Raw genomic sequence first — 23,650 nt, 5'->3', positions numbered from 1 at the left:
ACGTCCTCAGGCAATGACGCCCAGCTGTTTACCGATGCGGGTAAAGGCTTCCACCGCACGTTCAATTTGTTCAGGCGTATGCGCCGCAGACATCTGGGTGCGGATACGCGCCTGACCTTTTGGCACCACCGGGAAGAAGAACCCGGTGACGTAAATCCCTTCTTTCTGCAGCTCGCGGGCAAATTGCTGCGCGACGACGGCATCGCCCAGCATCACCGGAATGATCGCGTGGTCAGCACCGGCCAGGGTAAACCCTGCGGCGCTCATTTTTTCGCGGAACAGACGGGCGTTGGACCACAGGCGGTCGCGAAGCTCAGCGCCGGACTCCACCATCTCCAGCACTTTGATGGAGGCAGAAACAATGGCCGGCGCCAGGGAGTTGGAGAACAGATACGGGCGGGAGCGCTGGCGCAGCCACTCGACCACCTCTTTACGCGCGGCGGTATAGCCGCCGGACGCGCCGCCGAGCGCTTTGCCCAGCGTACCGGTGATGATGTCCACGCGGCCCATCACGTCACAGTATTCGTGGGAACCGCGGCCGTTTTCGCCGACAAAACCGACCGCGTGAGAGTCATCGACCATCACCAGCGCGTCGTATTTATCCGCCAGGTCGCAAACGCCCTTCAGGTTGGCGATCACGCCATCCATGGAGAACACGCCGTCGGTGGCGATCAGCACGTGGCGAGCCCCCGCTTCACGAGCCTCTTTCAGGCGCGCTTCCAGCTCGACCATGTCGTTGTTGGCGTAGCGGAAACGCTTCGCTTTACACAGGCGTACGCCGTCGATGATGGAGGCGTGGTTCAGGGCGTCGGAGATAATGGCATCTTCTGCGCCAAGCAGAGTCTCAAAAAGACCGCCGTTGGCGTCAAAGCAGGAGGAGTACAGAATCGCGTCTTCCATTCCGAGGAAGCTCGCCAGCTTTTGCTCAAGCTGCTTGTGGCTGTCCTGCGTACCGCAGATAAAGCGTACGGAGGCCATGCCGAAACCGTGGGTGTCCATGCCGTTTTTTGCAGCGGCAATCAGCTCAGGGTGATTCGCAAGACCTAAATAGTTGTTCGCACAAAAGTTGATCACATGGCTGCCGTCGGCAACGGTGATGTCCGCCTGCTGGGCAGACGTGATAATACGCTCTTCCTTGAACAACCCTTCCGCACGTGCGGTGTCGAGGTCGCTGTTTAACTGTTTGTAAAAATCACCACGCATTGCAATTCTCCAGACTCGGCAAATTTCGGGACATATTACCCAAACCTATAGTTCATGACGAGATGACACGTCATCTCTTGTCGTTTTTGCAGCATAAATCACGCGTACCCCTGCGCTGTGAAGGTGAATGGCTGAAGGGCAGCCATACTAATGATATGATAGAGACATTAGCGTCCGGGATTGTCCCCGGGCTCCACACTTCAAAGGTTACAGTTATGATCATCGTTACCGGCGGCGCGGGCTTTATCGGCAGCAATATTGTTAAGGCTCTCAATGACAAAGGCATCACCGACATCCTGGTGGTTGACAACCTGAAAGACGGCACCAAGTTCGTCAACCTGGTGGATCTGAACATCGCTGACTACATGGATAAAGAAGACTTCCTTATCCAGATTATGGCAGGCGAAGAGTTCGGCGAGATCGAAGCCATCTTCCACGAAGGTGCGTGCTCTTCCACCACCGAGTGGGACGGTAAGTACATGATGGACAACAACTATCAGTACTCCAAAGAGATCCTGCACTACTGCCTGGAGCGTGAAATTCCGTTCCTGTATGCCTCTTCCGCGGCAACCTACGGCGGTCGCACCTCTGACTTCATCGAGTCCCGCGAGTACGAGCAGCCGCTGAACGTCTACGGTTACTCCAAATTCCTGTTCGACGAGTACGTGCGTCAGGTGCTGCCAGAAGCGAACTCGCAGATTGTCGGATTCCGCTACTTCAACGTCTACGGACCGCGCGAAGGCCACAAAGGCAGCATGGCGAGCGTGGCGTTCCACCTGAACACCCAGCTGAATAACGGCGAAAGCCCGAAACTGTTCGAAGGCAGCGACGGCTTTAAGCGCGACTTCGTTTACGTGGGCGACGTTGCCGCAGTGAACCTGTGGTTCTGGGAAAACGGCGTATCCGGCATCTTCAACCTGGGTACCGGTCGCGCGGAGTCCTTCCAGGCGGTGGCTGACGCAACGCTGGCGTATCACAAAAAAGGCAGCATCGAGTACATTCCGTTCCCTGACAAGCTGAAAGGCCGTTATCAGGCGTTCACCCAGGCTGACCTGACCAACCTGCGCGCCGCAGGCTACGACAAGCCGTTCAAGACCGTTGCCGAAGGCGTAACGGAATATATGGCCTGGCTGAACCGCGACGCGTAAGTATGAAGATTCTGGTGATCGGCCCGTCATGGGTGGGCGACATGATGATGTCGCAAAGTCTCTATCGCACGCTCAAGGCGCGTTATCCCCAGGCGATAATCGACGTGATGGCACCCGCATGGTGCCGTCCGCTGTTGTCGCGTATGCCGGAAGTGAACGAGGCGATCCCGATGCCGCTTGGCCACGGGGCGCTGGAAATTGGCGAACGCCGTAAACTCGGCCATAGCCTGCGCGAGAAGCGCTACGATCGGGCGTATGTCCTGCCAAACTCCTTTAAATCCGCCCTGGTGCCCTTTTTTGCGGGTATTCCACATCGCACCGGCTGGCGCGGTGAAATGCGCTACGGCCTGCTGAACGATGCGCGGGTGCTGGATAAAGAGGCCTGGCCGCTGATGGTGGAGCGCTATGTGGCGCTGGCCTACGACAAAGGCGTGATGCGCAGTGCGAAAGATCTGCCGCAGCCTCTGCTATGGCCACAGCTTCAGGTCAACGACGGTGAAAAATCCCAGACCTGTAACGCGTTTGGTCTTTCGTCTGAACGCCCGATGATTGGCTTCTGCCCTGGCGCCGAGTTCGGCCCGGCAAAACGCTGGCCGCACTACCACTATGCGGAGCTGGCGAAACAGCTGATTGACGAAGGCTACCAGATTGTCCTGTTCGGTTCGGCAAAGGACCACGAGGCAGGCAACGAAATTCTCGCTACGCTCAGTAATGAACAGCAGGCCTGGTGCCGCAACCTGGCGGGAGAAACGCAGCTTGAACAGGCGGTTATTCTGATCGCCGCCTGTAAGGCCGTGGTCAGTAACGATTCGGGCCTGATGCACGTCGCTGCCGCGCTCAACCGCCCGCTGGTGGCGCTGTATGGCCCAAGTAGCCCGGACTTCACGCCCCCGCTTTCTCATAAAGCGCGCGTCATTCGCCTGATCACCGGCTACCATAAAGTTCGCAAGGGCGATGCCGCAGAAGGCTACCATCAGAGCCTGATCGACATTACGCCAGAGCGCGTTCTCGAAGAGCTTAACGAACTGCTGTTGAGCGAAGAAGGATAACGAATGCGGGTACTTATCGTTAAAACTTCTTCGATGGGCGATGTTCTGCATACGCTCCCGTCACTGACGGACGCCATGCGGGCCGTTCCCGGCATTCGTTTTGACTGGGTGGTGGAAGAAGGCTTCGCGCAGATCCCCACCTGGCATGAAGCGGTTGACCGCGTGATACCGGTGGCGATTCGCCGCTGGCGCAAAGCGTGGTTCTCCGCGCCGATTAAAGCCGAACGCAAGGCCTTCCGTGAGGCGGTGCAGGCGCAGCGTTACGACGCTATCATCGACGCCCAGGGGCTGGTGAAAAGCGCTGCGCTGGTGACGCGTCTGGCACACGGCGTAAAGCACGGCATGGACTGGCACACCGCCCGCGAACCGCTGGCGAGCCTGTTCTATAATCGTCGCCACCACATCGCAAAGCAACAGCACGCCGTCGAACGTACCCGCGAGCTGTTTGCAAAAAGCCTGGGCTACGCGAAACCGGAAACCCAGGGCGACTACGCCATTGCGCAGCACTTTTTGCGCAATACAGATCCCTGTGTTCAGCCTTATCTTGTCTTCCTGCATGCCACAACGCGCGACGATAAACACTGGCCGGAATCGCACTGGCGAAGCCTGATTGAACTAATGCAACCCACCGGCATCCATATTAAACTCCCGTGGGGTGCCGAACATGAGCGGCAGCGTGCAGAGCGTCTGGCAGCAGGTTTTTCACAGGTCGAGGTATTGCCGAAACTCACGCTGGCGCAGGTTGCCGCGCAGCTGGCGGGAGCGAATGCTGTTGTTTCCGTTGATACAGGTCTAAGCCATTTAACCGCGGCGCTGGATCGTCCGAATATTACGATTTTTGGTCCGACCGATCCTGGATTGATCGGGGGTTACGGCAAAAACCAGCATCAGATGGTCAGCCCGACCCAGCAAACAAAGGATATCAGCGCAGATGCTATTTTTTCATTTTTACAGGGCAGCCGTTGGCTTTCCAACAGGGATATCTAACGCATGAGTTACGTATTTCTGCTGATTTTACTCTTTCCGGTGAAGCTTATCCGGAAGCTGTTCCGCAAAGAGACAGGTAAAAACCTGGTCATTCAGACAGCAAAAATCGGCGATTTTGTTAATGCAACGCCCCTCCTGGCATACCTGCAAAAAAGCGACGTGCTTATCAGTCGTAGCGTGAGTGCGCTGGCAAAGCATGATGAGACGATCGATAAGATTTTTTTTATCGAGCAGCATAAGCGTAACCTGTGGCGAAAGCTGGTCTTTGCCTGCCGGATCATGAACCGCTATGACAATGTCTATCTCCTGCAACCCAACAGCGTGAACCTTTTTTTCGCCTCCGTATGTAACGCTAAAAATAAACAGTTTTTAAGCACTTACACGCGCAGATGGTATCACGGTATTTTCTATGCAACGGCAGACGGCACTGTTGAACACGGCAGAAAGACGCTGTCGGTCACGAACTATCTCAAACTGGCCGATCGCACCTTAACCTGGAAAGACTCGCCAAAGCACGCCACAAAGCCGCTTTTCAAACCGGCGACCTATCCGGCAATCCTCGATAAACCCGGCGTGATCCGCATTGGCATCAGCGTAGCCGCGGGAAATAAAGCGAAAACCGTTCCGCCGGTCATCTGGAAGCAAATTGCCGATCGTCTCGCCGACCTGCCTTGCGAATTTTATGTGTTTGGCGCCCCGAATGAACAATCGTGGATGGACGATATCACCCGCGCTTATGGTGAACTGCCCAACTTTATTAACCTGATTGGCAAAATCTCGCTTGAAGAGCTGCCGTGGGCCATTTCTAAAATGGATTGCTATATCGCGTCTGACTCGGGGAATGTCTATATTGCTGATGCTGTTGATGTACCAGTGGTATTGCTGTTTGGGCCTTGTTGTCACTATGAACAACGTCCGCTGGGCAACGTATTGCTGATTGGTAATGATGACAACATTTGCTCATATGTTTTTGAAACACGATATTACTTCTCACAGAGCCGGGAAGAACTCTTCTCTGTAACAGACGAAGCGCTACGTGACCTCAAAAATTTTATTTGCGAGTTACCAACAATTAACGCAACTGCATACTCCTTTGATGCTCAGGAAAACTAATTATTATGGCTTTTCTAAGCATCATTATTGCCGCGCATAACGCCAAAGATACGCTTCACACTACGTTAGAAAGCCTGCAAAACGCGATTGAAGGAGCGGGCGATGATGTAGAGATCATTATCTTTAACGACAGTTCCAATGACTCAACACAGGATATTATTGAAGCGTGGCTGCCAACGCTTCCGAATGCGCAATCCCGATACGTTGAGTACCGTAACGTAGGTCATGTTCGAAACAGTGCCCTCTCGCTGGCCTCAGGTGAATACATTACCATGCTGGATAGCGATGATCGGATGAAACCGGGCAGCATCAGGGACGCCGTGGCGTTTCTCAAAACAGAGCGCCCTGATATGCTCCTGACGCGCCTGCTGGAAATTCGCGACACCAAAAAAATGACAGCCGACTGGCAGGGGTTCGCTCCTGTTGCTTTGTCACAACATGAGGCAATAAAGCGGTTCCTGCAGCACAAAGATTTTCAGGCACATCTCATCGGTCAATTTATTCATCGGAAATTGTACGTAAATAACCCGATTCCTTCGATGGTTTGCTATGAAGATTTCGCCGTATTTCCCGGCATGCTGATGCAAGCGAGTAAAATAGTCTATCAGCGTCAGGGACACTATTATTACATCAAACGTAACGATAGTTTGTCGAGTCGTCTCGACGCCAGTAAAATCGCTACGCTGGTTGATTGCACATTGCAAATGGAAAAAACGTTCCCTCGTTCTTTTACGCATCTTGTTAATTGTCACTGGTTTGATATCTACAGAAACCATCGGCAGCATCTGACTGACCTGCAACTCAAACTGGTTAAACAGCGGGTTAATGCACTTTATTCTCTCTCTTTCTTCTTCTCCAGAGATGTACGTTTCAGCTACAAAAAAAGGGTCATTGAGGCATTATGGAAAAAGTAAAACTGCGGCTTTATCAGCTGACGCTGATTTTGAGCCTTATTTCGCTTGCGCTGGCGCTGCTGAGTTCAGGTAAGCAGCGAGAGTTTTTCTATATTGCAATTTATGCCAGCATTATCGGCTTAGCGTGCGAATATAAAAAAATCACAGTGCGTCCTTTTTCTATCGCACTACCGATTTTGCTCATTGGGTTACTTAATCTTTGCTGGTACATGGTGTATGAATACCATAGCGAAGGTCTGAACGTTTATAGCGATTATCTTGGTGCAAGTAAAAAATTGATTCTGGCAAGTATTCTCATTTTCTATCTTGACCGGTTTAAGTCTTATATTGACAAAATATCCTTTCAGAAATATTTCTTATACGCCTCTGGCGCAGGGTTTATACTTGCCACTGGCTATGGCTTATGGCAGGCATCACAGGGTATGGGACGTATTGAGATGGCCATAAACCGTGCGACCGTGTCGGCCTATGTTTACTCTGTACTGTCGCTGGCGTTTGTATACAGCCTTTATCTACAGAAAAATATAAAACTGTATGTAGCCGCAGGACTCATCATCTTAATATCTTATTTTGTTATTCTTCTAACGGGCACGCGTGCCGCAATGGGACTATATTTGATCCTGGCGATTGTACTCACGCTTTATCATTTCAAAAGAATACACCTTAAATCAACGCTGATTTTCTTATGTATTGTGGCGGGCATTGTTATCGTTAGCTACAAGCCATTAATTTTACCTAAGATCCAACAAACACAAGTTGAAGTCGAAAGTTACCAAAAAGGTGATGATGCAACCTCGCTCGGCGCACGTTTCTCTATGTGGAGTGTTGGTATTCAAAACGGACTTGCCCATCCTTTGGGGCAGTCAGTTGAAGACCGCGAAGTATGGACACAGCAATATGTGAAAAATGGACATCCACATCTTGCATCCGCACTCGATTATATCAGGGTGCATCTACATAATGAGTTTATTGAAAAATATTCTCTGCAGGGGATCCCCGGGCTGGCGATATTATTCTTTTTCTATATATCGATGATCGTTTACGCACTTAAAAACAGGAATGGCCTGCTGCTGACGACCATGCTTCTTTTATTACTCTATGGCCTGACGGACGTCATACTGTTGAGTTCAGAAGCCTTAATCTTCTTTGTCACCGTGTTTGCGCTGAGTACACCTTTTTCGCAAACCAGGCAACGCTAATGATAATGCCCGCGTCGCGGGCATTATTTTTTCTTGTATTGATAAAACTCCGCCAGCGTCATTCCTACCGTCTTATCAGACAACCAGCTAAAGAGCATTTCTAAATCCCGATACAACCCTTCGATCGCCGCCTCATCTTTAAACGTGGGGCTTCCGCCAGGCATAAATTCCGACGAATGAAGCATAAACTCTACGTACTCACTTCCCTGAGACAGGCATTGCTGTGCAACCTGAATCATCTGCGCCGCATTCCCACCGGACGGTCTTAGCCAGTTAACCGAGGGTGAGCGGTATTTACCGCGAAGCCTGTCGTAACCCTGTTTGATCGTGTTCAACCAGGCCGGGTGTTTATACTGGATGCTCATGGGAACTTCGAGCAATGGGCTATTGCCTGCCCGGGAAATATTGTCTAAATCCATGAAATAGGCGTGGTCGGGGAAATGCTGATAATCCGTTCCGCCATTACCCTGCGGAGCACCTTTCGCATTGCGCCAGTTCACGCGTGGCGTCACGGAGCAATCAACCTGGTACCCTAGTTCAACGAGCAATTTTGCATAGCGACTGTCAAATGCCCAACGTCCGGCACGGTGGCTTAACATTTTGGTCTGGAATGTCTCTTCCAGCAGGCGGGTCATAAACAGCACTTTCTCGCGCATCACCTCATCCGAAAACTCAATCAGATAAGGCTGCCAGCGCCAGTCATCTCCCGTGAGATCGTGTTCCGGCGGGCTATTCCATGCGTGAAGGTGCATCCCCACCTCGCCCTGACCGCGGGCGATCGCGTCCCTGGCGAATTCGATGAAAACGGGCTCGATCGCCATCTCGTAATTGGTCAGCCACACGGGCTTAAAGCCGAAACGCTCACAAAGCGCCTGGAACCGCGCCAGATAGCGCGCGTTTTCCGTTTTAATGACGCGGTGATTTTGCCAGAGATTATCGCCCTCAGTATCAATTGTGATGATAAACGCTGGTTTGTTCATAATGAGTCCGCAAGACAGGAAAGTTAGCGCTATGTTACGCACTCTCCAAAGCGTGAGTAAACCCTTCCTGGGAAATTACTGAGATTATGGAGAAAGAGTGCAAGTCGCTATCAGGTCTATTAGAATTGCCATCAGTACAACGCCGATAAGATGATGATGAATAACTTACCTGACACACCTGATTTGCGCATTTTACTTATCAAACTCCGCCATCATGGCGACATGTTGCTGACCACTCCCGTCATTGATTCGTTACGTCAAAAATGGCCGCAGGCGCAGATTGATGTCCTGCTGTATGAAGAAACGCGCGATATGCTCGCCGCGCATCCGGCGATCGGTACAATTTTTGGAATCGATCGTAAATGGAAGCAGCTAGGCACGCTGAAGCATCTTCAAAAAGAGTGGCAGTTACTGTGTGCGTTAAGAAATCAGCATTATCATCTGGTTATTAACCTTGCCGATCAATGGCGTAGCGCGATCGTCACCCGTTTGACCGGCGCACCCGTTCGCCTCGGATTCGCGTTTAACAAACGCAACAGTGCATTCTGGCGTTTTTGTCATACCGATCTGGTCTCTGTCGACGGCCACAAATCCCTGCATACAGTCGAACAGAATCTCTCCATTCTGGCACCATTACCTGTCGCGCCGCAGCCTGCCGTCACCATGGCCTACGCCGCAGAAGACTGGGATTATGCCCGTCAAAGACTGACGCAGACGGGTGTGGGCGAGCGCTACATCGTGATCCAGCCGACGTCCCGCTGGTTCTTTAAATGCTGGAGCGAAGACAAAATGGCGCAAACCATTACTGCACTACAGCAGGATGGCCATACGGTTGTGCTCACCGCGGGGCCGGATAAAAAAGAGCTGGCGATGATCGATCGCATTCTCGCCGCCTCGCCGAAGACGGGGGTCGTCTCTCTGGCGGGCCAGCTAACGTTGCGCCAGCTGGCCTCACTCATCGATCATGCGTGTCTTTTTATTGGCGTTGACTCCGTTCCAATGCATATGGCCGCCGCGCTTCAAACGCCCTGCGTGGCATTGTTTGGTCCATCAAAACTGACGTTCTGGTCACCGTGGCAGGTTAAAGGGGAAGTGATCTGGGCCGGCGATTACGGCCCGCTACCCGATCCGGATGCCATTGATACCAAAACGAAAGAACGCTATCTCGACGCCATTCCCGTTGATGCTGTCGTCTCCGCCGCAAGGAGATACCTGTCATGAAACACCATCGTCTGGCCATTGTTCGCCAAAAATATCGCCCTGATGGCGGAGCGGAACGCTTCGTTTCGCGCGCCCTCACCGCACTGAGCAATCAGAACCTTGAGCTCAACGTCATCACGCGCGAGTGGCAGGGAGAGAAGCAAGACGACTGGCATATCCACATTTGCAACCCTCAAAAATGGGGCCGCATCAGTCGAGAACGCGGATTTGCACAGGCCGCGCGCGCGCTATGGCAGCAACAGCAGTTTGATATTGTTCAAAGCCATGAGCGCATCCCGGGGTGTGATATTTATCGTGCGGGTGATGGGGTGCATCGTCGCTGGCTGCTGCAGCGCGCGCGCATTTTACCTGCCTGGCGCGCGCAAATGCTGATGTATGACCGCTATCACCGCTATGTGATGCGTGCGGAACGGGAAATGTATCAGGCGCCTGAGTTAAAAGCCGTAATCTGTAATGCGGAGATGATCAAACGCGAAATCGTTGAAGACTTTGATATTGACGCAAAGAAAATTCATGTGATTTATAATTCTATTGATTCCAGCCGCTTCGTTCCGGCCCAGGAGGCACAGCGTGCGATTTTGCGCCAACAATTTGGTTTGCCAGCCGATGCCGTTGTGTTCTGTTTTGTTGGCTCAGGGTTTGAACGAAAAGGATTGGCCAGCGCCATACGCGCTATCGCTGGAACATCAGCCTGGCTGATTGTGGTTGGGCAAGATAAAGCAGAACGTCGTTATCGCGACCTCGCCCGTTCTTTAGGCTGCGAGGGGCAAATCCGTTTCCTGGGGATGCAAAAAGAAACTCTGCCTTTTTATCAGCTATCCGATGGTTTACTGTTGCCAACGCTGTATGATCCCTTTCCTAACGTCATTCTTGAAGCGATGGCCTGCGGCTTGCCCGTCATTACTTCAGAGAGTTGCGGTGGTGCAGAATTTATTCAACAAGGCCAGAACGGATTTTATTGTGACGCACTTGATATCAGTACATTGAAGGAAGCGGTAGCCGCTATCCCTTCACTGGAAAAAAATAACAATATGGGACGAGCGGCACGTGAACGTGTAAAAGACGCCACTCCCGAAAAACTATCAAGTCAGCTTATTACGCTTTATCAAAAATTACTGGATTAAAAATGCGCATCCTAATGATTATTGATGGTTTACCCGGTGGAGGAGCCGAAAAAACGGTTCTTACACTCTCCCGCGGGTTAATAGAAATGGGGCATCAGGTCTCTCTATTCTCTCTGCGGAAAGTGTGCGACTACGCCATCCCGGAAGGCATCGATTATCAGGTTGTTCAGGACACATGTAAAAAACCGTGGCGAAAGCTCACGGAGATCCCACGCCGCGCCCAACTGCTAGATCAGGCGATTGAGCGAGCTGAGCGCAGCGGCAAATTTGATGTGGTGTTCTCTCACCTGCACAAGACAGACCGCATTGTGGCGCATTGCCGCGCGCTGGAACGTGACAAAGTCTGGTTCTGCGTGCACGGCATGTTCTCGTTTTCCTATCTTCGCCATCGCAGCGGACTTTCGCGCTGGTTTAAACATCTTAAAATTCGTCATACCTACGAAAACCGCAACGTTGTCGCCGTCTCAGGCGCCGTGTTGAAAGATCTTTCCGAGACGCTGGCGCTCAATCTTCGACGCAAAGCGGTTATCCATAATCCTTTCGATATTCCTGAAATTCAGCGTCTGGCGGATGCGCCCTTCGAAATGCAGGGAAAGGATTACATTATTCATGTTGGCCGCTTCCATGAGCACAAACGCCACGACCGACTCTTACGTGCGTTCGCCCTGAGCAAAATTGACACCACGCTGGTCATGATGGGCAATGGATCTGACGCTCAAATTCGCAAACTCAAGCAGCTTGCAGAAGAGCTGGGTATTGAAAACAAAACGGTTTTCCGCCCGTTCGATTCCAATCCCTATCCCTGGATTAAAGGGGCACGCCTTTTAGTGTTAAGTTCTGACTGCGAAGGTTTTGGTAATGTGCTGGTCGAAGCCATTATCTGTCAGACGCCACCGGTCAGTACAAATTGCCCCGGAGGCCCTGCTGAAATCCTCACCGGAGCCTTAGCGCGCGGGCTGGCAGAGTTAAATGATGCGTCACTGGCAAAAACGCTGGCGGATATTTATACCGCCCCGCCGGTCGTTGGCGATGCAACCATCGCGTCGTTCGGTATCAGTGCCATTTGCCAGCAATATATTGCTCTGGTCGACAATCAAAAATAATCAGGTTTCTTATGCAAAATTCTGCCCCATTGCTAAGCGTGGTGGTTGCCGTTTATAACGGTGAAGCTTTCCTGGATCAGTTCTTTACCTGCCTTGTCAATCAACGCATCGACAGCATGGAAGTCATCATTGTCAATGACGGCTCTACTGACCGCTCGATGGAGATCGTCGAAAACTGGCGAGAAAAACTGCCGCAGATGCAGGTTATAGAACAGCAAAACCAGGGCGTATCCATCGCGCGTAACACCGGTCTGGCCGTTGCGACGGGTCAATATCTCTCTTTCCCGGATATTGATGATGTCTTTAAACCCGGCATGTACCAGCGCCTGCTGGATATGGCCGTCACGCAGGATCTGGATGTCGCCACCTGTAACGGGAACTACGTCTGGGAGAATAACAAGAAACCCTCACGCCCGATCTTCCCTGAAGACAAACTGGCTTCCACAGGGGTCATGGCTGGCCCTGCGTGGTTAAAAATGGCGCTGGATTCACGTAAATTCCTTCACGTCACCTGGTTGAACATCTATCGCCACGACTTTATCCGTCAACACAGTTTCCATTTCGAACCCGGCCTGCGCCATCAGGACATCCCGTGGACCACCGAAGTGCTGCTCGCGGCAGAGCGGGTTCAGTACACCAGTGAACGTTATTACGACTACTACATTCACTCTGCATCGGTGTCCCATATGCCGGACAATGACGACACGCTGATTCGTTCCGCGCGTCACTATATGAAAATCCTGCAGATGCTCGACGCCATCAATCAGCGTTACCCGGACAAAGTAAAAGGGATCCCTGCCTGCCACTGGCAAATTGCCAAAGAGGGGTTGGGCATTATTCACACCTTCGACAACATGAAGGATGAGAAGAAGAAATCAATGATTATTAAAGAGTTCTTCGAAACAGGCATCTGGAAACTCATCTGGAAAAGTGCAAAAAGTCCGCGTCTGCGCTGGCGGCTGGGTCGACGTTATTTCCGTTTGAAACGGTATCTGGCATAAGAGATAGCTTTACCTGGCCTAAATGCTTAGAATTTGCCCGCCGAAACTAAAAAAACGGATAATCGCTTGGAATTGTTGTATACCGCTCTGCTCTACATCATTCAGCCACTGGTGTGGCTGAGACTGTTGCTTCGTAGCCGGAAAGCGCCTGCGTATCGTAAACGCTGGGCTGAACGCTATGGCTTCTGCCGCAATAAAGTCGTACCGGACGGTATTTTGCTGCATTCCGTTTCTGTCGGTGAAACGCTGGCGGCGATCCCGCTGGTTCGCGCCCTGCGTCACCGTTACCCTTCGCTGCCAATCACCGTCACGACGATGACGCCAACCGGCTCGGAGCGCGCGTTATCCGCTTTCGGTAAAGACGTGCAGCACGTCTATCTGCCTTACGATCTGCCCTGCGCCATGAATCGTTTCCTGAATACCGTTCGCCCGAAGCTGGTGATCGTGATGGAAACCGAACTGTGGCCGAACATGATTTCCGCCCTGCATGCCCGTAAAATTCCGCTGGTCATTGCCAACGCGCGCCTGTCAGAGCGCTCGGCGAAAGGTTACGGCAAGCTGGGTAAATTTATGCGCCGCCTGCTGGGCAAAATCACGCTGATTGCCGCGCAGAACGAAGAGGACGCGGCACGCTTTATCTCTCTGGGCCTGAAACGCAACCAGCTTGCGGTAACGGGCAGCCTGAAATTCGATATTTCCGTTACCCCTGAGCTCGCAGCCCGTGCCATCACACTGCGTCGCCAGTGGGCCCCGCGTCGTCAGGTCTGGATTGCGACCAGTACCCATGATGGCGAAGAAGAGATCATCCTGCAGGCTCACCGCAAGCTGCTGGAAAAATTCCCTGATTTACTGCTGATCCTCGTGCCGCGCCATCCGGAGCGTTTTAAAGATGCCCGTGAAATGGTCCAGAAAGGCGGCTTCAGCTTCACGCTGCGCAGCAGCGGTGAAATTCCTTCCGGCAGCACCCAGGTGGTGATTGGCGATACGATGGGCGAGCTGATGCTGCTGTACGGAATCGCTGACCTCGCGTTTGTCGGTGGCAGCCTGGTCGAGCGCGGCGGTCATAACCCGCTGGAGCCGGCAGCCCACGCCATTCCGGTACTGATGGGGCCGCATACGTTTAACTTCAAAGATATCTGCGCGAAATTACAGCAGGCCGATGGTTTAATTACCGTGACCGATGCGGATTCGATGGTTAAAGAGGTATCGACCCTTCTGACTGACGAAGATTATCGCCTGTGGTACGGGCGTCATGCCGTCGAAGTGCTGCACCAGAACCAGGGCGCACTGACCCGACTGCTGCAGCTTCTGCAACCTTATCTGCCCCAGCGGAGCCACTAATGTCAACGCGTCTGTCGGTCGTGATGATCGCCAAAAACGCCGCCGACCTGCTTCCGGATTGCCTGGCGTCGGTTGCCTGGGCTGACGAGATAGTCATTCTTGACTCCGGAAGTACGGACAACACGGTGGACGTTGCCCGGGCAGCGGGCGCAAAAGTCTTTGTCGACGCTGACTGGCAAGGCTACGGTATCCAGCGCCAGCGTGCGCAGGGACATGCCACAGGTGATTATGTCCTGATGCTCGACACCGACGAACGCATCACGCCGGAGCTTCAGCAGGCCATTCAGGCTGTGCTTTCCTCGCCCCAGCCTGGCGCCGTGTACAGCATTGCCCGCCGCAACTACTTTCTTGGCCGTTTTATGCGCCACAGCGGCTGGTACCCTGACCGCGTGATGCGCCTCTATGAGCGCGAGCGGTATCAGTACAACGACAATCTGGTGCATGAATCCCTGAGCTGCGATAGCGCTCAGGTCATCCCCCTGACGGGCGATTTGCTGCACCTGACCTGCCGTGATTTCGCGAGCTTCCAGCGTAAACAGCTCAACTATGCCACCGCATGGGCGCAGGAGCGTCACCAGCGCGGCAAGAAGACCTCGCTGACGGGAATCTTCACCCACACGCTGGGCGCGTTTCTGAAAACGCTGCTGCTGCGTGGTGGCGTCCTGGACGGTAAGCAGGGCTGGTTACTCGCGGTAGTGAATGCCCAGTATACTTTCAACAAATACACCGAGCTGTGGGCGCTCTGCCGCGGCTACTCAGAGAAAACGTGAGCCATGAGCACAAAAGCGATTTATCCGGGTACCTTCGATCCGATCACCAACGGTCATCTTGATATCATCACCCGTGCGGCGTGCATGTTCGACAAGGTGATCCTGGCCATTGCCGCCAGCCCCAGCAAAAAGCCGATGTTTGACCTCAACGAGCGCGTACAGCTCGCCACCGATGCCATTTCGCACCTGCCGAATGTTGAGGTGGTCGGGTTTAGCGACCTGATGGCTAACTTCGCCCGCGCTCAGCAGGCAAACATTCTTATCCGTGGTTTACGCGCGGTGGCAGACTTCGAGTATGAGATGCAGCTGGCGCACATGAACCGCCACCTGATGCCGGAGCTGGAGAGCGTGTTCCTGATGCCCTCCAAAGAGTGGTCGTTTATCTCTTCCACGCTGGTAAAAGAGGTGGCGCGTCATCACGGCGACGTCACCCATTTCCTACCGACTAACGTCCATCAGGCATTGATGGAAAAGCTAAAGTAACCCTATTTCTGGCACTGACGGCAGTAGAACGTGGCGCGCTGGGCGTGCTTCGTGGCAATAACGGGCGTGCCGCAGACTCTGCACGGTTCGCCTTTACGGCCATATACCTGCAGCTCCTGGGCAAAATAGCCCGGCTTGCCGTCACTTTGCAGGAAGTCCTTCAACGTTGTCCCGCCCTGCTCAATCGAGCGAAGTAATACGGCTTTAATCACCCGGACCAGCAGCTCGCACTCCTGCGCAGACAGCGAAGAGGCCAGCCGATCGGGATGGATCCCGGCCGCAAACAGCGATTCGCTGGCGTAGATATTCCCCACGCCGACCACCAGCTTGTTATCCATCAGCCAGGGCTTAATCGGGCTTTTCTTCTTCGCACACTTCGCCCTGAGGTATTCCGCGTTAAACGCGTCTGAGAGCGGCTCCGGGCCCAGATGCGCCAGCACGTTGTGCCCTTCCAGCTCCTTCGTCCACAGCCAAGCGCCAAAGCGTCTTGGGTCGGTGTAACGGAGCACTTTGCCGTTGCTCATCACCAGATCGACATGGTCATGCTTTTCCGCAGGCAGTTCTTCGGTAAGAATGCGCAGGCTCCCGGACATTCCCAGGTGGATAATAATCCAGCCGTCGGGCAGCTCCAGCAGCAGGTATTTCGCGCGACGCTGTACGCTAAGGACGGGTTTATCGCTCAGGGCATGGATCTCATCGGACACCGGCCAGCGCAGACGTCCATTGCGGACCACCGCGTGAAGAATCGTTGCGCCGACCAGATGGGGCTCAATGCCGCGACGGCTGGTTTCTACCTCAGGTAATTCAGGCATGGTTCCTCCGTTGAGATTCAGAATGCAAAAAACCCCGCAGTTGCGGGGTTTTTCGATACAAGGAGACTAAAATTATTTGATTTTAGCTTCTTTGTACAGTACGTGCTGGCGTACAACTGGATCGAATTTTTTCAGTTCCAGTTTTTCCGGCTTAGTACGTTTGTTCTTCGTGGTGGTGTAGAAGTGACCTGTACCAGCAGAAGAAACCAGCTTGATTTTCTCGCGAATACCTTTAGCCATGATTTATTTCCTCTTTAAGTACTTAGTACTTTTCGCCACGGGCACGCAGTTCGGACAGAACTGTATCGATGCCTTTCTTATCGATTACACGCATACCTTTAGCAGATACGCGCAGGGTGACAAAACGCTTCTCGCTCTCAACCCAGAAACGGTGAGAGTGCAGGTTCGGCAGGAAACGGCGTTTAGTCGCGTTCAGTGCGTGGGAACGGTTGTTACCGGTCACCGGACGCTTGCCAGTAACTTGGCAGACTCGGGACATGTCTATTCTCCAAAAATCAAATTAGCTCGAGCTTCGTATGGGGTATCGGCGCCTCGTCAGGCTTTACAGCCCGGTCATCGCATAGTTCTAAGTGAACTCTCGATTGCCAGGCCCAAATGCCAAACCCGAGATTCTCAAAGGTGGCGTAGTATACGCTGACTCGGCGGTGTGCTCAAGTCCCGAACAGACAAAGATCCCGATGGATCGCGAGAAATAGCCTAAATCCAGCCATGTTCTGCGAAAGAAATGTACTCACCGCGGCCAATTATCAGATGGTCCAGCACACGAATGTCCATGAATTGACAGCATTTGATAATGCGTTCGGTGATTTCTTTGTCCGCTCTGCTCGGTTCTGCACAGCCAGAGGGGTGATTATGCGCGAGGATCACGCCCGCTGCATTCACTTTTATCGCTTCCCGCACAATTTCACGCGGATGCACCTCAACGTGGCTCAACGTGCCCGCAAAGAGACAGCTATGTTTCAGCACCCGATTTCTGTTATCGACAAAGATCACCATAAAGATCTCGCGTTCAATATCGGTTAACTGGCTTTGCAGGAATTCACGCGTCATTTCTGGCGTCAGGAGCGGATCTTCCTTCTCCATGCGGACATTGTAAAAACGGCGGGCAAGTTCAGCAATGCCCCTCAGCTGGGCATATTTCGCCACGCCAATTCCCTCAACGTGCTTAAACTGCGCCAGGTCGGCGGTCAATAAACCGTACAGCGAACCGAAATGTGCTATCAGCTCTTTTGCCAGCATAAATACCGTTTTTCCGGGCGTTCCGGTACGTAAAAAGAGCGCCAATAGTTCATCGTCTTTTAACAGGGTGACGCCATAGCGCAGCAGTTTTTCGCGCGGCAGCAGCTCCTCATCCTCTTCTTCCATGCTCTTTCCCCTTTTTTAACCTCATGCTGCCACAGGCCAATCCGTCGCTCGACGGCCACATTGCGTTCTTGCGTAGCGCCTCGCAAAGTGGACGAAGTACAAAATCACTCCGCTTTGGGGATTGTGATAAAATGCCCGCTCTCTGGTGAAACCCAACAGGAAAGAATCATGATGAGCCTGGCCGGTAAAAAAATCGTTCTTGGCGTGAGCGGCGGCATTGCTGCTTATAAAGCGCCGGAGCTGGTGCGTCGTCTGCGCGAGCGCGGAGCTGACGTGCGGGTCGCGATAACCGAAGGCGGTAAAGCCTTTATCACTCCCCTGAGCCTGCAGGCCGTTTCAGGATACCCGGTATCTGACAGCCTGCTCGATCCGGCCGCCGAAGCCGCGATGGGCCATATTGAGCTGGGTAAATGGGCAGACCTGGTTATCCTCGCCCCCGCCACGGCTGATTTAATCGCTCGAGTGGCGGCCGGTATGGCAAACGATCTGGTCTCCACCATTTGTCTGGCCACGCCAGCTCCAGTTGCCGTCGTTCCTGCCATGAACCAGCAGATGTACCGTAACGCGGCCACCCAGCATAATCTGGAGACGCTGGCCTCACGCGGCCTGCTTATCTGGGGTCCGGACAGCGGCAGCCAGGCCTGCGGCGACGTTGGCCCGGGTCGCATGCTTGATCCGCTGACGATTGTTGATATGGCCGCAGCCCATTTTTCGCCTGTCAACGATCTGCAACATCTCAACATCATGATTACCGCGGGCCCCACGCGCGAGCCGCTGGATCCGGTGCGCTACATCACCAACCACAGCTCCGGCAAAATGGGCTTCGCGATTGCCGCCGCCGCCGCAAGGCGTGGCGCGAACGTCACGCTGGTGAGCGGCCCGGTATCGCTACCTACCCCTGCGTTTGTGAAGCGAATTGATGTGACTACCGCGCTGGAGATGGAAGCCGCCGTGCAGGCACATGCGCAAAGCCAGCAGATTTTTATCGGCTGTGCGGCCGTCGCAGACTATCGTGCCGAGACGATCGCCGAGGCTAAAATTAAAAAGCAAGGCGATGAATTAACACTAAAAATGGTGAAAAACCCGGACATTGTTGCCGGCGTCGCCGCACTAAAAAGCCATCGTCCATACGTTGTTGGGTTTGCCGCAGAAACGAATAATGTGGAAGAATATGCCCGGCAAAAACGTACCCGCAAAAACCTCGATTTGATTTGCGCGAACGACGTATCGCTGGCCACACAAGGATTTAACAGCGACAGCAACGCACTGCACCTTTTCTGGCAGGATGGAGATAAAGTCTTACCGCTTGAGCGCAAGGAACTCCTGGGCCAACAATTACTGGACGAGATCGTTACCCGTTATGATGAAAAAAATCGACGTTAAGATTCTGGACCCGCGTGTTGGCGAGCAATTCCCGCTGCCAACCTATGCCACCTCCGGTTCTGCCGGTCTTGACCTGCGCGCCTGTCTCGATGACGCCGTAGCACTGGCTCCGGGTGCCACTACCCTGGTTCCAACTGGCCTGGCGATTCACATTGCTGACCCGTCTCTGGCAGCGGTGATCCTGCCGCGTTCTGGTCTGGGCCATAAGCACGGCGTTGTGCTTGGTAACCTGGTGGGCCTGATCGACTCCGACTACCAGGGTCAGCTGATGGTCTCCGTCTGGAACCGCGGTCAGGACAGCTTCACCATTGAACCGGGCGAGCGTATCGCCCAGATGGTCTTTGTACCGGTGGTACAGGCAGAATTTAACCTGGTGGCAGACTTTGACGCCACCGACCGTGGCGAAGGCGGCTTCGGCCATTCCGGGCGCAAATAACGGCCCGAAAGACACGTATCTCACAGCGTTATAATGCAATAACAAACCGCAAACGCCCGTTTGCGGTCGCTGCGTGGATGCCAGCCTGGCAAGTGCTTATTTTCAGGGGTATTTTGTAACATGGCAGAAAAACAAACTGCGAAAAGGAATCGTCGCGAAGAAATACTTCAATCTCTGGCTCTGATGCTTGAATCCAGCGATGGCAGTCAACGCATCACCACCGCTAAACTGGCCGCCTCTGTAGGCGTGTCTGAGGCGGCGCTGTACCGTCATTTCCCGAGCAAGACCCGGATGTTCGACAGCCTGATCGAGTTTATTGAAGACAGCCTGATTACGCGCATCAACCTGATTCTGAAAGACGAAAAAGACACCACCGCGCGTTTGCGTCTGATTGTGCTGTTAATCCTGGGCTTCGGTGAACGCAATCCGGGCTTAACCCGCATTCTCACCGGCCACGCGCTGATGTTTGAACAGGACAGACTGCAGGGCCGCATTAACCAGCTTTTCGAGCGTATTGAAGCGCAGCTGCGCCAGGTACTGCGCGAAAAGAAAATGCGTGAAGGCGAAGGTTACACCATCGATGAGACGCTGCTGGCAAGCCAGATCCTGGCGTTTTGTGAAGGGATGCTTTCCCGCTTTGTGCGTAGCGAATTCAAATACCGTCCAACGGACGATTTTGACGCCCGCTGGCCGTTAGTGGCTGCTCAGCTGCAGTAATCCGTAAGCCCGGTAAGCGTAGCGCCACCGGGCAATTTAATTACACCCCGAACTCTTCCCGGTACGCACGTACCGCCGCCAGATGGTCTGCCATCTCAGGCTTCTCTTCAAGATACGCAATCAGGTCTTTCAGGGTAATAATCGACGTCACTTTGCAGCTGTAATCGCGCTCGACTTCCTGAATAGCGGAAATTTCACCGCGACCACGCTCCTGACGATCCAGAGAAATCAGCACGCCAGCAAGCGTCGCGCCGTTGGCCTGAATAATCTCCATCGATTCACGGATCGCCGTACCCGCAGTGATCACGTCATCGACCAGCATGACGCTGCCCTGCAGCGCGCTGCCGACCAGATTCCCACCTTCACCATGGGTTTTGGCTTCTTTGCGGTTAAAGCAGTACGGCACGTCGCGGTCATGGTGTTCCGCCAGCGCCACCGCGGTGGTGGTCGCAATTGGAATGCCTTTATAGGCCGGGCCAAACAGCAGGTCAAAATCAATCCCGGAATCCACCAGCGCTTCGGCATAGAAACGGCCTAACAGTGCCAGATCGCGCCCGGTATTAAACAGCCCGGCGTTGAAGAAATAGGGACTCTTACGCCCGGATTTCAGCGTAAATTCGCCAAACTTAAGTACCTGCTTGTTAAGCGCAAACTCAATAAACTGGCGCTGATACGATTTCATGGATTTGCTCCTTTGGTTTTTCTGTCTTACAGGCAAAAAAAAGGCGACTCATTGGTCGCCTTTAAAATCAATTTTCTAACGCCGCTTTCTGCGTCGTTACAATGGATTCGATTCCCCCTCGGGCCAACGCCAGCAGGGAGAGAAGCTCTTCATGGGTGAACGGCTCGCCTTCCGCCGTGCCCTGCACCTCAATGATGCGACCGTCTTCGGTCATCACCACGTTCATGTCGGTTTCGGCTGCGGAATCTTCAACGTATTCCAGATCGCAAAGCGCTTCACCGTTAACAATACCAACAGAAACCGCCGCAACCATGCCTTTCATTGGGTTGGTTTTCAGCTTACCGGCCGCAACCAGCTTGTTCAGGGCATCGGCCAGCGCTACGCAGGCACCGGTAATCGACGCCGTACGCGTACCGCCGTCTGCCTGAATGACGTCGCAATCGAGAGTGATGGTGAATTCGCCGAGGATTTTCAGGTCAACGGCGGCGCGCAGCGCACGCGCGATCAGACGTTGAATCTCCATGGTACGACCGCCCTGCTTACCCTTTGCCGCTTCACGGGCATTACGGGTATGGGTCGCACGCGGCAGCATGCCGTATTCTGCGGTGATCCAGCCCTGGCCCTGACCTTTCAGGAAGCGCGGAACGCCTTCTTCGATGGAGGCGGTGCACAGCACTTTAGTGTCACCAAACTCAACCAGCACGGAGCCTTCAGCGTGTTTTGTATAGTTACGGGTCAGGGTGACGGGACGCACCTGGTTGGCGCTACGACCTGATGGACGCATGATGGATTCTCCGGCTTGAAACGAATGTGGCTGCGCATTATACGGATAAAGGACGCTTATTCCTATCCTGAGAAGCCCCCGAAAGCTATAATCCCCCCATCTCTCCTTTAAAAACGGGAATGTCTATGATCCGCAGTATGACCGCCTACGCCCGGCGTGAAATCAAGGGTAGCTGGGGTAGCGCCACATGGGAAATGCGCTCGGTAAACCAGCGTTACCTGGAAACGTATTTCCGTATGCCGGAGCAGTTCCGCAGCCTTGAGCCTGTCGTACGTGAACGTATCCGTACGCGTCTGACGCGCGGAAAAGTTGAATGTAACCTGCGCTTTGAGCCCGATGCCAGCGCACAGGGCGAGCTCATCCTCAACGAAAAACTGGCGAAACAGCTCGTGAATGCAGCGAACTGGGTCAAAATGCAGAGCGATGAAGGCGAAATCAATCCGGTTGATATTCTGCGCTGGCCTGGCGTCATGGCGGCCGGTGAGCAGGATCTGGATGCTATTGCCGCTGAAATCCTGGCAGCCCTCGACGGCACGTTGGACGACTTTATCGTTGCCCGCGAAACCGAAGGCCAGGCGCTGAAAGCGATGATTGAGCAGCGCCTTGAAGGCGTGAGCACCGAAGTAGCGAAAGTCCGCACCCATATGCCGGAAGTGCTGCAATGGCAGCGCGAGCGCCTTGTCGCCAAACTGGAAGAAGCGGAAGTTCAGCTGGAAAACACCCGTCTGGAACAAGAGCTGGTGCTGATGGCGCAGCGTATTGATGTCGCTGAAGAGCTGGACCGTCTGGAAGCGCACGTTAAAGAAACCTACAACATTCTGAAGAAGAAAGAAGCTGTGGGCCGCCGTCTGGACTTTATGATGCAGGAGTTCAACCGCGAGTCGAACACCCTGGCGTCTAAATCGATCAATGCAGAAGTGACGAACTCAGCGATTGAGCTGAAAGTGCTGATTGAACAGATGCGCGAGCAGATCCAGAATATCGAGTAATGCCTTTCGGGTGGTGTTGACCGCACCACCCATTACTATTTCTAATCCATCTTAAAGCCAGTTTTGTCGCTTTACCGCCTTTCATCAAGCTTTCTCTATAGAACTTGATAAAAATTTATAGGGCAAACTGACTCGCCTTAGAAAATCTCAATCGTGATCTTGCGCACAAATCGCTAACCTCCCCCGCGTTCACACCGGAGGGTATATGCTGCTTCACATCCTTTATCTCATTGGCATCACCGCAGAAGCCATGACCGGCGCACTTGCCGCCGGACGTCGCCGTATGGACACCTTCGGCGTGATCATTATTGCTACGGCAACCGCACTGGGCGGCGGTTCCGTGCGCGATATTCTGCTTGGCCATTACCCGCTCGGCTGGGTTAAACACCCTGAGTACGTGATTATTGTGGCGACAGCCGCCGTGTTAACCACCATAGTGGCGCCCGTTATGCCCCATCTTCGCCGCCTGTTCCTTGTGCTTGATGCGCTGGGGCTGATTGTCTTTTCGATCATCGGCGCGCAAATCGCGCTCGATATGGGGGAAGGACCGGTTATCGCCACCATCGCCGCCGTGGTCACGGGCGTATTCGGCGGTGTGCTGCGAGATATGTTCTGCAAACGCATCCCCCTGGTCTTTCAAAAAGAGCTGTATGCCGGCATCTCCTTTGCGGCAGCAGTGCTTTATATCGCTCTGCAGCATTATGTTTCTAACCATGACGTGGTGGTCATCTCGACGCTGCTGTTTGGCTTTACGGCCCGCATGCTGGCGCTGCGTCTGAAGCTCGGGCTGCCCGTTTTTCATTACAAACACAGCGCCCACTAGCT

26 protein-coding genes are annotated in these 23,650 nt (G+C 53.5%); 18 read left to right on the top strand and 8 right to left on the bottom strand.

The features are described 5' to 3' along the window. Positions 1 to 6 precede the first annotated feature (6 nt). Positions 7 to 1,203 (bottom strand): glycine C-acetyltransferase, encoded by a 1,197-nt coding sequence (kbl, locus tag ACMGGX_RS10445; protein WP_032661893.1) that lies wholly within the window; start codon positions 1,201 to 1,203, stop codon positions 7 to 9. A gap of 215 nt (positions 1,204 to 1,418) precedes the next feature. Between kbl and rfaD the strand changes: the two genes are divergently transcribed. The 6 genes from rfaD to ACMGGX_RS10415 are packed head-to-tail and all read left to right on the top strand — an operon-like array spanning position 1,419 to position 7,613. Further along, positions 1,419 to 2,351, top strand: coding sequence for an ADP-glyceromanno-heptose 6-epimerase (gene rfaD / locus ACMGGX_RS10440; RefSeq protein ID WP_008502707.1), 933 nt, complete (start codon positions 1,419 to 1,421; stop codon positions 2,349 to 2,351). Between the two features lie 2 nt (positions 2,352 to 2,353). After that, complete coding sequence (gene rfaF / locus ACMGGX_RS10435; RefSeq protein ID WP_032661897.1) at positions 2,354 to 3,400, top strand: ADP-heptose--LPS heptosyltransferase RfaF; 1,047 nt, start codon at positions 2,354 to 2,356, stop codon at positions 3,398 to 3,400. 3 nt (positions 3,401 to 3,403) lie between these two features. Next, a complete protein-coding gene (rfaC, locus tag ACMGGX_RS10430) occupies positions 3,404 to 4,387 on the top strand; it encodes a lipopolysaccharide heptosyltransferase RfaC (protein WP_325760694.1) in 984 nt (327 codons plus the stop codon). A gap of 3 nt (positions 4,388 to 4,390) precedes the next feature. Then, positions 4,391 to 5,500, top strand: coding sequence for a glycosyltransferase family 9 protein (locus ACMGGX_RS10425; RefSeq protein ID WP_325760693.1), 1,110 nt, complete (start codon positions 4,391 to 4,393; stop codon positions 5,498 to 5,500). A gap of 5 nt (positions 5,501 to 5,505) precedes the next feature. Continuing rightward, positions 5,506 to 6,414, top strand: a complete 909-nt coding sequence (locus ACMGGX_RS10420) for a glycosyltransferase family 2 protein (protein WP_420298347.1) — start codon at positions 5,506 to 5,508, stop codon at positions 6,412 to 6,414. Next, positions 6,402 to 7,613, top strand: coding sequence for an O-antigen ligase family protein (locus ACMGGX_RS10415; RefSeq protein WP_420298346.1), 1,212 nt, complete (start codon positions 6,402 to 6,404; stop codon positions 7,611 to 7,613). Before ACMGGX_RS10420 ends, ACMGGX_RS10415 begins: the two co-directional genes overlap by 13 nt. A gap of 23 nt (positions 7,614 to 7,636) precedes the next feature. On the opposite strand, the gene ACMGGX_RS10410 is transcribed toward ACMGGX_RS10415, so the two are convergent. Continuing rightward, positions 7,637 to 8,593, bottom strand: coding sequence for a polysaccharide deacetylase family protein (locus ACMGGX_RS10410; protein ID WP_420298345.1), 957 nt, complete (start codon positions 8,591 to 8,593; stop codon positions 7,637 to 7,639). A 150-nt stretch (positions 8,594 to 8,743) separates the two neighbouring features. Between ACMGGX_RS10410 and rfaQ the strand changes: the two genes are divergently transcribed. The 7 genes from rfaQ (at position 8,744) to coaD (ending at position 15,636) form a co-directional block, all read left to right on the top strand. Further along, positions 8,744 to 9,814 carry a putative lipopolysaccharide heptosyltransferase III gene (gene rfaQ, locus ACMGGX_RS10405; protein WP_348562102.1) on the top strand — a complete coding sequence of 357 codons (1,071 nt, stop codon included), beginning with the start codon at positions 8,744 to 8,746 and terminating at the stop codon, positions 9,812 to 9,814. Beyond that, positions 9,811 to 10,938 (top strand): glycosyltransferase family 4 protein, encoded by a 1,128-nt coding sequence (locus ACMGGX_RS10400; protein ID WP_023309896.1) that lies wholly within the window; start codon positions 9,811 to 9,813, stop codon positions 10,936 to 10,938. Before rfaQ ends, ACMGGX_RS10400 begins: the two co-directional genes overlap by 4 nt. 2 nt (positions 10,939 to 10,940) lie before the next feature. Continuing rightward, the gene (locus ACMGGX_RS10395) at positions 10,941 to 12,041 is read left to right on the top strand and encodes a glycosyltransferase (RefSeq protein ID WP_420298344.1); all 1,101 of its coding nucleotides are present in this window, start codon (positions 10,941 to 10,943) and stop codon (positions 12,039 to 12,041) included. Between the two features lie 11 nt (positions 12,042 to 12,052). After that, the gene (locus ACMGGX_RS10390) at positions 12,053 to 13,042 is read left to right on the top strand and encodes a glycosyltransferase (protein ID WP_126786492.1); all 990 of its coding nucleotides are present in this window, start codon (positions 12,053 to 12,055) and stop codon (positions 13,040 to 13,042) included. A gap of 66 nt (positions 13,043 to 13,108) precedes the next feature. Next, a complete protein-coding gene (waaA, locus tag ACMGGX_RS10385; protein WP_420298343.1) occupies positions 13,109 to 14,383 on the top strand; it encodes a lipid IV(A) 3-deoxy-D-manno-octulosonic acid transferase in 1,275 nt (424 codons plus the stop codon). Beyond that, the gene (locus ACMGGX_RS10380; RefSeq protein ID WP_420298342.1) at positions 14,383 to 15,153 is read left to right on the top strand and encodes a glycosyltransferase family 2 protein; all 771 of its coding nucleotides are present in this window, start codon (positions 14,383 to 14,385) and stop codon (positions 15,151 to 15,153) included. Before waaA ends, ACMGGX_RS10380 begins: the two co-directional genes overlap by 1 nt. Before the next feature lie 3 nt (positions 15,154 to 15,156). Further along, the gene (gene coaD, locus ACMGGX_RS10375) at positions 15,157 to 15,636 is read left to right on the top strand and encodes a pantetheine-phosphate adenylyltransferase (RefSeq protein WP_023334018.1); all 480 of its coding nucleotides are present in this window, start codon (positions 15,157 to 15,159) and stop codon (positions 15,634 to 15,636) included. Positions 15,637 to 15,638: 2 nt separating this feature from the next. On the opposite strand, the gene mutM is transcribed toward coaD, so the two are convergent. The 4 genes from mutM to radC all read right to left on the bottom strand — a co-directional run bounded on the left by mutM (position 15,639) and on the right by radC (position 17,834). Next, on the bottom strand, positions 15,639 to 16,448 hold the full coding sequence (gene mutM, locus ACMGGX_RS10370; protein WP_126797189.1) for a bifunctional DNA-formamidopyrimidine glycosylase/DNA-(apurinic or apyrimidinic site) lyase: 810 nt from the start codon (positions 16,446 to 16,448) through the stop codon (positions 15,639 to 15,641). 72 nt (positions 16,449 to 16,520) lie between these two features. Further along, a complete protein-coding gene (gene rpmG, locus ACMGGX_RS10365) occupies positions 16,521 to 16,688 on the bottom strand; it encodes a 50S ribosomal protein L33 (protein WP_003024094.1) in 168 nt (55 codons plus the stop codon). Between the two features lie 22 nt (positions 16,689 to 16,710). Then, complete coding sequence (gene rpmB / locus ACMGGX_RS10360) at positions 16,711 to 16,947, bottom strand: 50S ribosomal protein L28 (RefSeq protein WP_002436699.1); 237 nt, start codon at positions 16,945 to 16,947, stop codon at positions 16,711 to 16,713. A 218-nt stretch (positions 16,948 to 17,165) separates the two neighbouring features. Next, positions 17,166 to 17,834, bottom strand: coding sequence for a RadC family protein (radC, locus tag ACMGGX_RS10355; RefSeq protein ID WP_348562100.1), 669 nt, complete (start codon positions 17,832 to 17,834; stop codon positions 17,166 to 17,168). Positions 17,835 to 18,005: 171 nt separating this feature from the next. Here radC and coaBC point away from each other — a divergent pair, with 171 nt between their 5' ends. The 3 genes from coaBC to slmA all read left to right on the top strand — a co-directional run bounded on the left by coaBC (position 18,006) and on the right by slmA (position 20,370). Continuing rightward, on the top strand, positions 18,006 to 19,217 hold the full coding sequence (gene coaBC / locus ACMGGX_RS10350; RefSeq protein WP_087823747.1) for a bifunctional phosphopantothenoylcysteine decarboxylase/phosphopantothenate--cysteine ligase CoaBC: 1,212 nt from the start codon (positions 18,006 to 18,008) through the stop codon (positions 19,215 to 19,217). Further along, entirely contained in the window at positions 19,195 to 19,653 is a 459-nt protein-coding gene (gene dut, locus ACMGGX_RS10345; protein ID WP_420298341.1) for a dUTP diphosphatase, read from the top strand. The genes coaBC and dut overlap by 23 nt, the downstream gene beginning before the upstream one ends. Positions 19,654 to 19,773: 120 nt before the next feature. Continuing rightward, on the top strand, positions 19,774 to 20,370 hold the full coding sequence (gene slmA / locus ACMGGX_RS10340) for a nucleoid occlusion factor SlmA (RefSeq protein WP_010426428.1): 597 nt from the start codon (positions 19,774 to 19,776) through the stop codon (positions 20,368 to 20,370). Between the two features lie 40 nt (positions 20,371 to 20,410). Here the strand turns inward: slmA and pyrE are convergent, their stop codons facing one another. After that, the gene (pyrE, locus tag ACMGGX_RS10335; protein ID WP_420298340.1) at positions 20,411 to 21,052 is read right to left on the bottom strand and encodes an orotate phosphoribosyltransferase; all 642 of its coding nucleotides are present in this window, start codon (positions 21,050 to 21,052) and stop codon (positions 20,411 to 20,413) included. Between the two features lie 67 nt (positions 21,053 to 21,119). Further along, positions 21,120 to 21,836, bottom strand: coding sequence for a ribonuclease PH (rph, locus tag ACMGGX_RS10330; RefSeq protein WP_010426431.1), 717 nt, complete (start codon positions 21,834 to 21,836; stop codon positions 21,120 to 21,122). A 125-nt stretch (positions 21,837 to 21,961) separates the two neighbouring features. Here rph and ACMGGX_RS10325 point away from each other — a divergent pair, with 125 nt between their 5' ends. Together ACMGGX_RS10325 and ACMGGX_RS10320 are read left to right on the top strand one after the other, a co-directional pair. After that, positions 21,962 to 22,825, top strand: coding sequence for a YicC/YloC family endoribonuclease (locus tag ACMGGX_RS10325; protein WP_023309886.1), 864 nt, complete (start codon positions 21,962 to 21,964; stop codon positions 22,823 to 22,825). Between the two features lie 205 nt (positions 22,826 to 23,030). Then, complete coding sequence (locus ACMGGX_RS10320) at positions 23,031 to 23,648, top strand: trimeric intracellular cation channel family protein (RefSeq protein WP_023334014.1); 618 nt, start codon at positions 23,031 to 23,033, stop codon at positions 23,646 to 23,648. The last annotated feature ends 2 nt before the right edge of the window (positions 23,649 to 23,650 follow it).

Origin of the sequence: Enterobacter sp. BNK-29, from assembly GCF_048684785.1 — a bacterium.
In the GTDB taxonomy this organism is placed as follows: domain Bacteria; phylum Pseudomonadota; class Gammaproteobacteria; order Enterobacterales; family Enterobacteriaceae; genus Enterobacter; species Enterobacter cloacae_M.
Note: the sequence above shows the minus strand (reverse complement) of the source record. Positions and strands in the feature narration are given on the sequence as shown.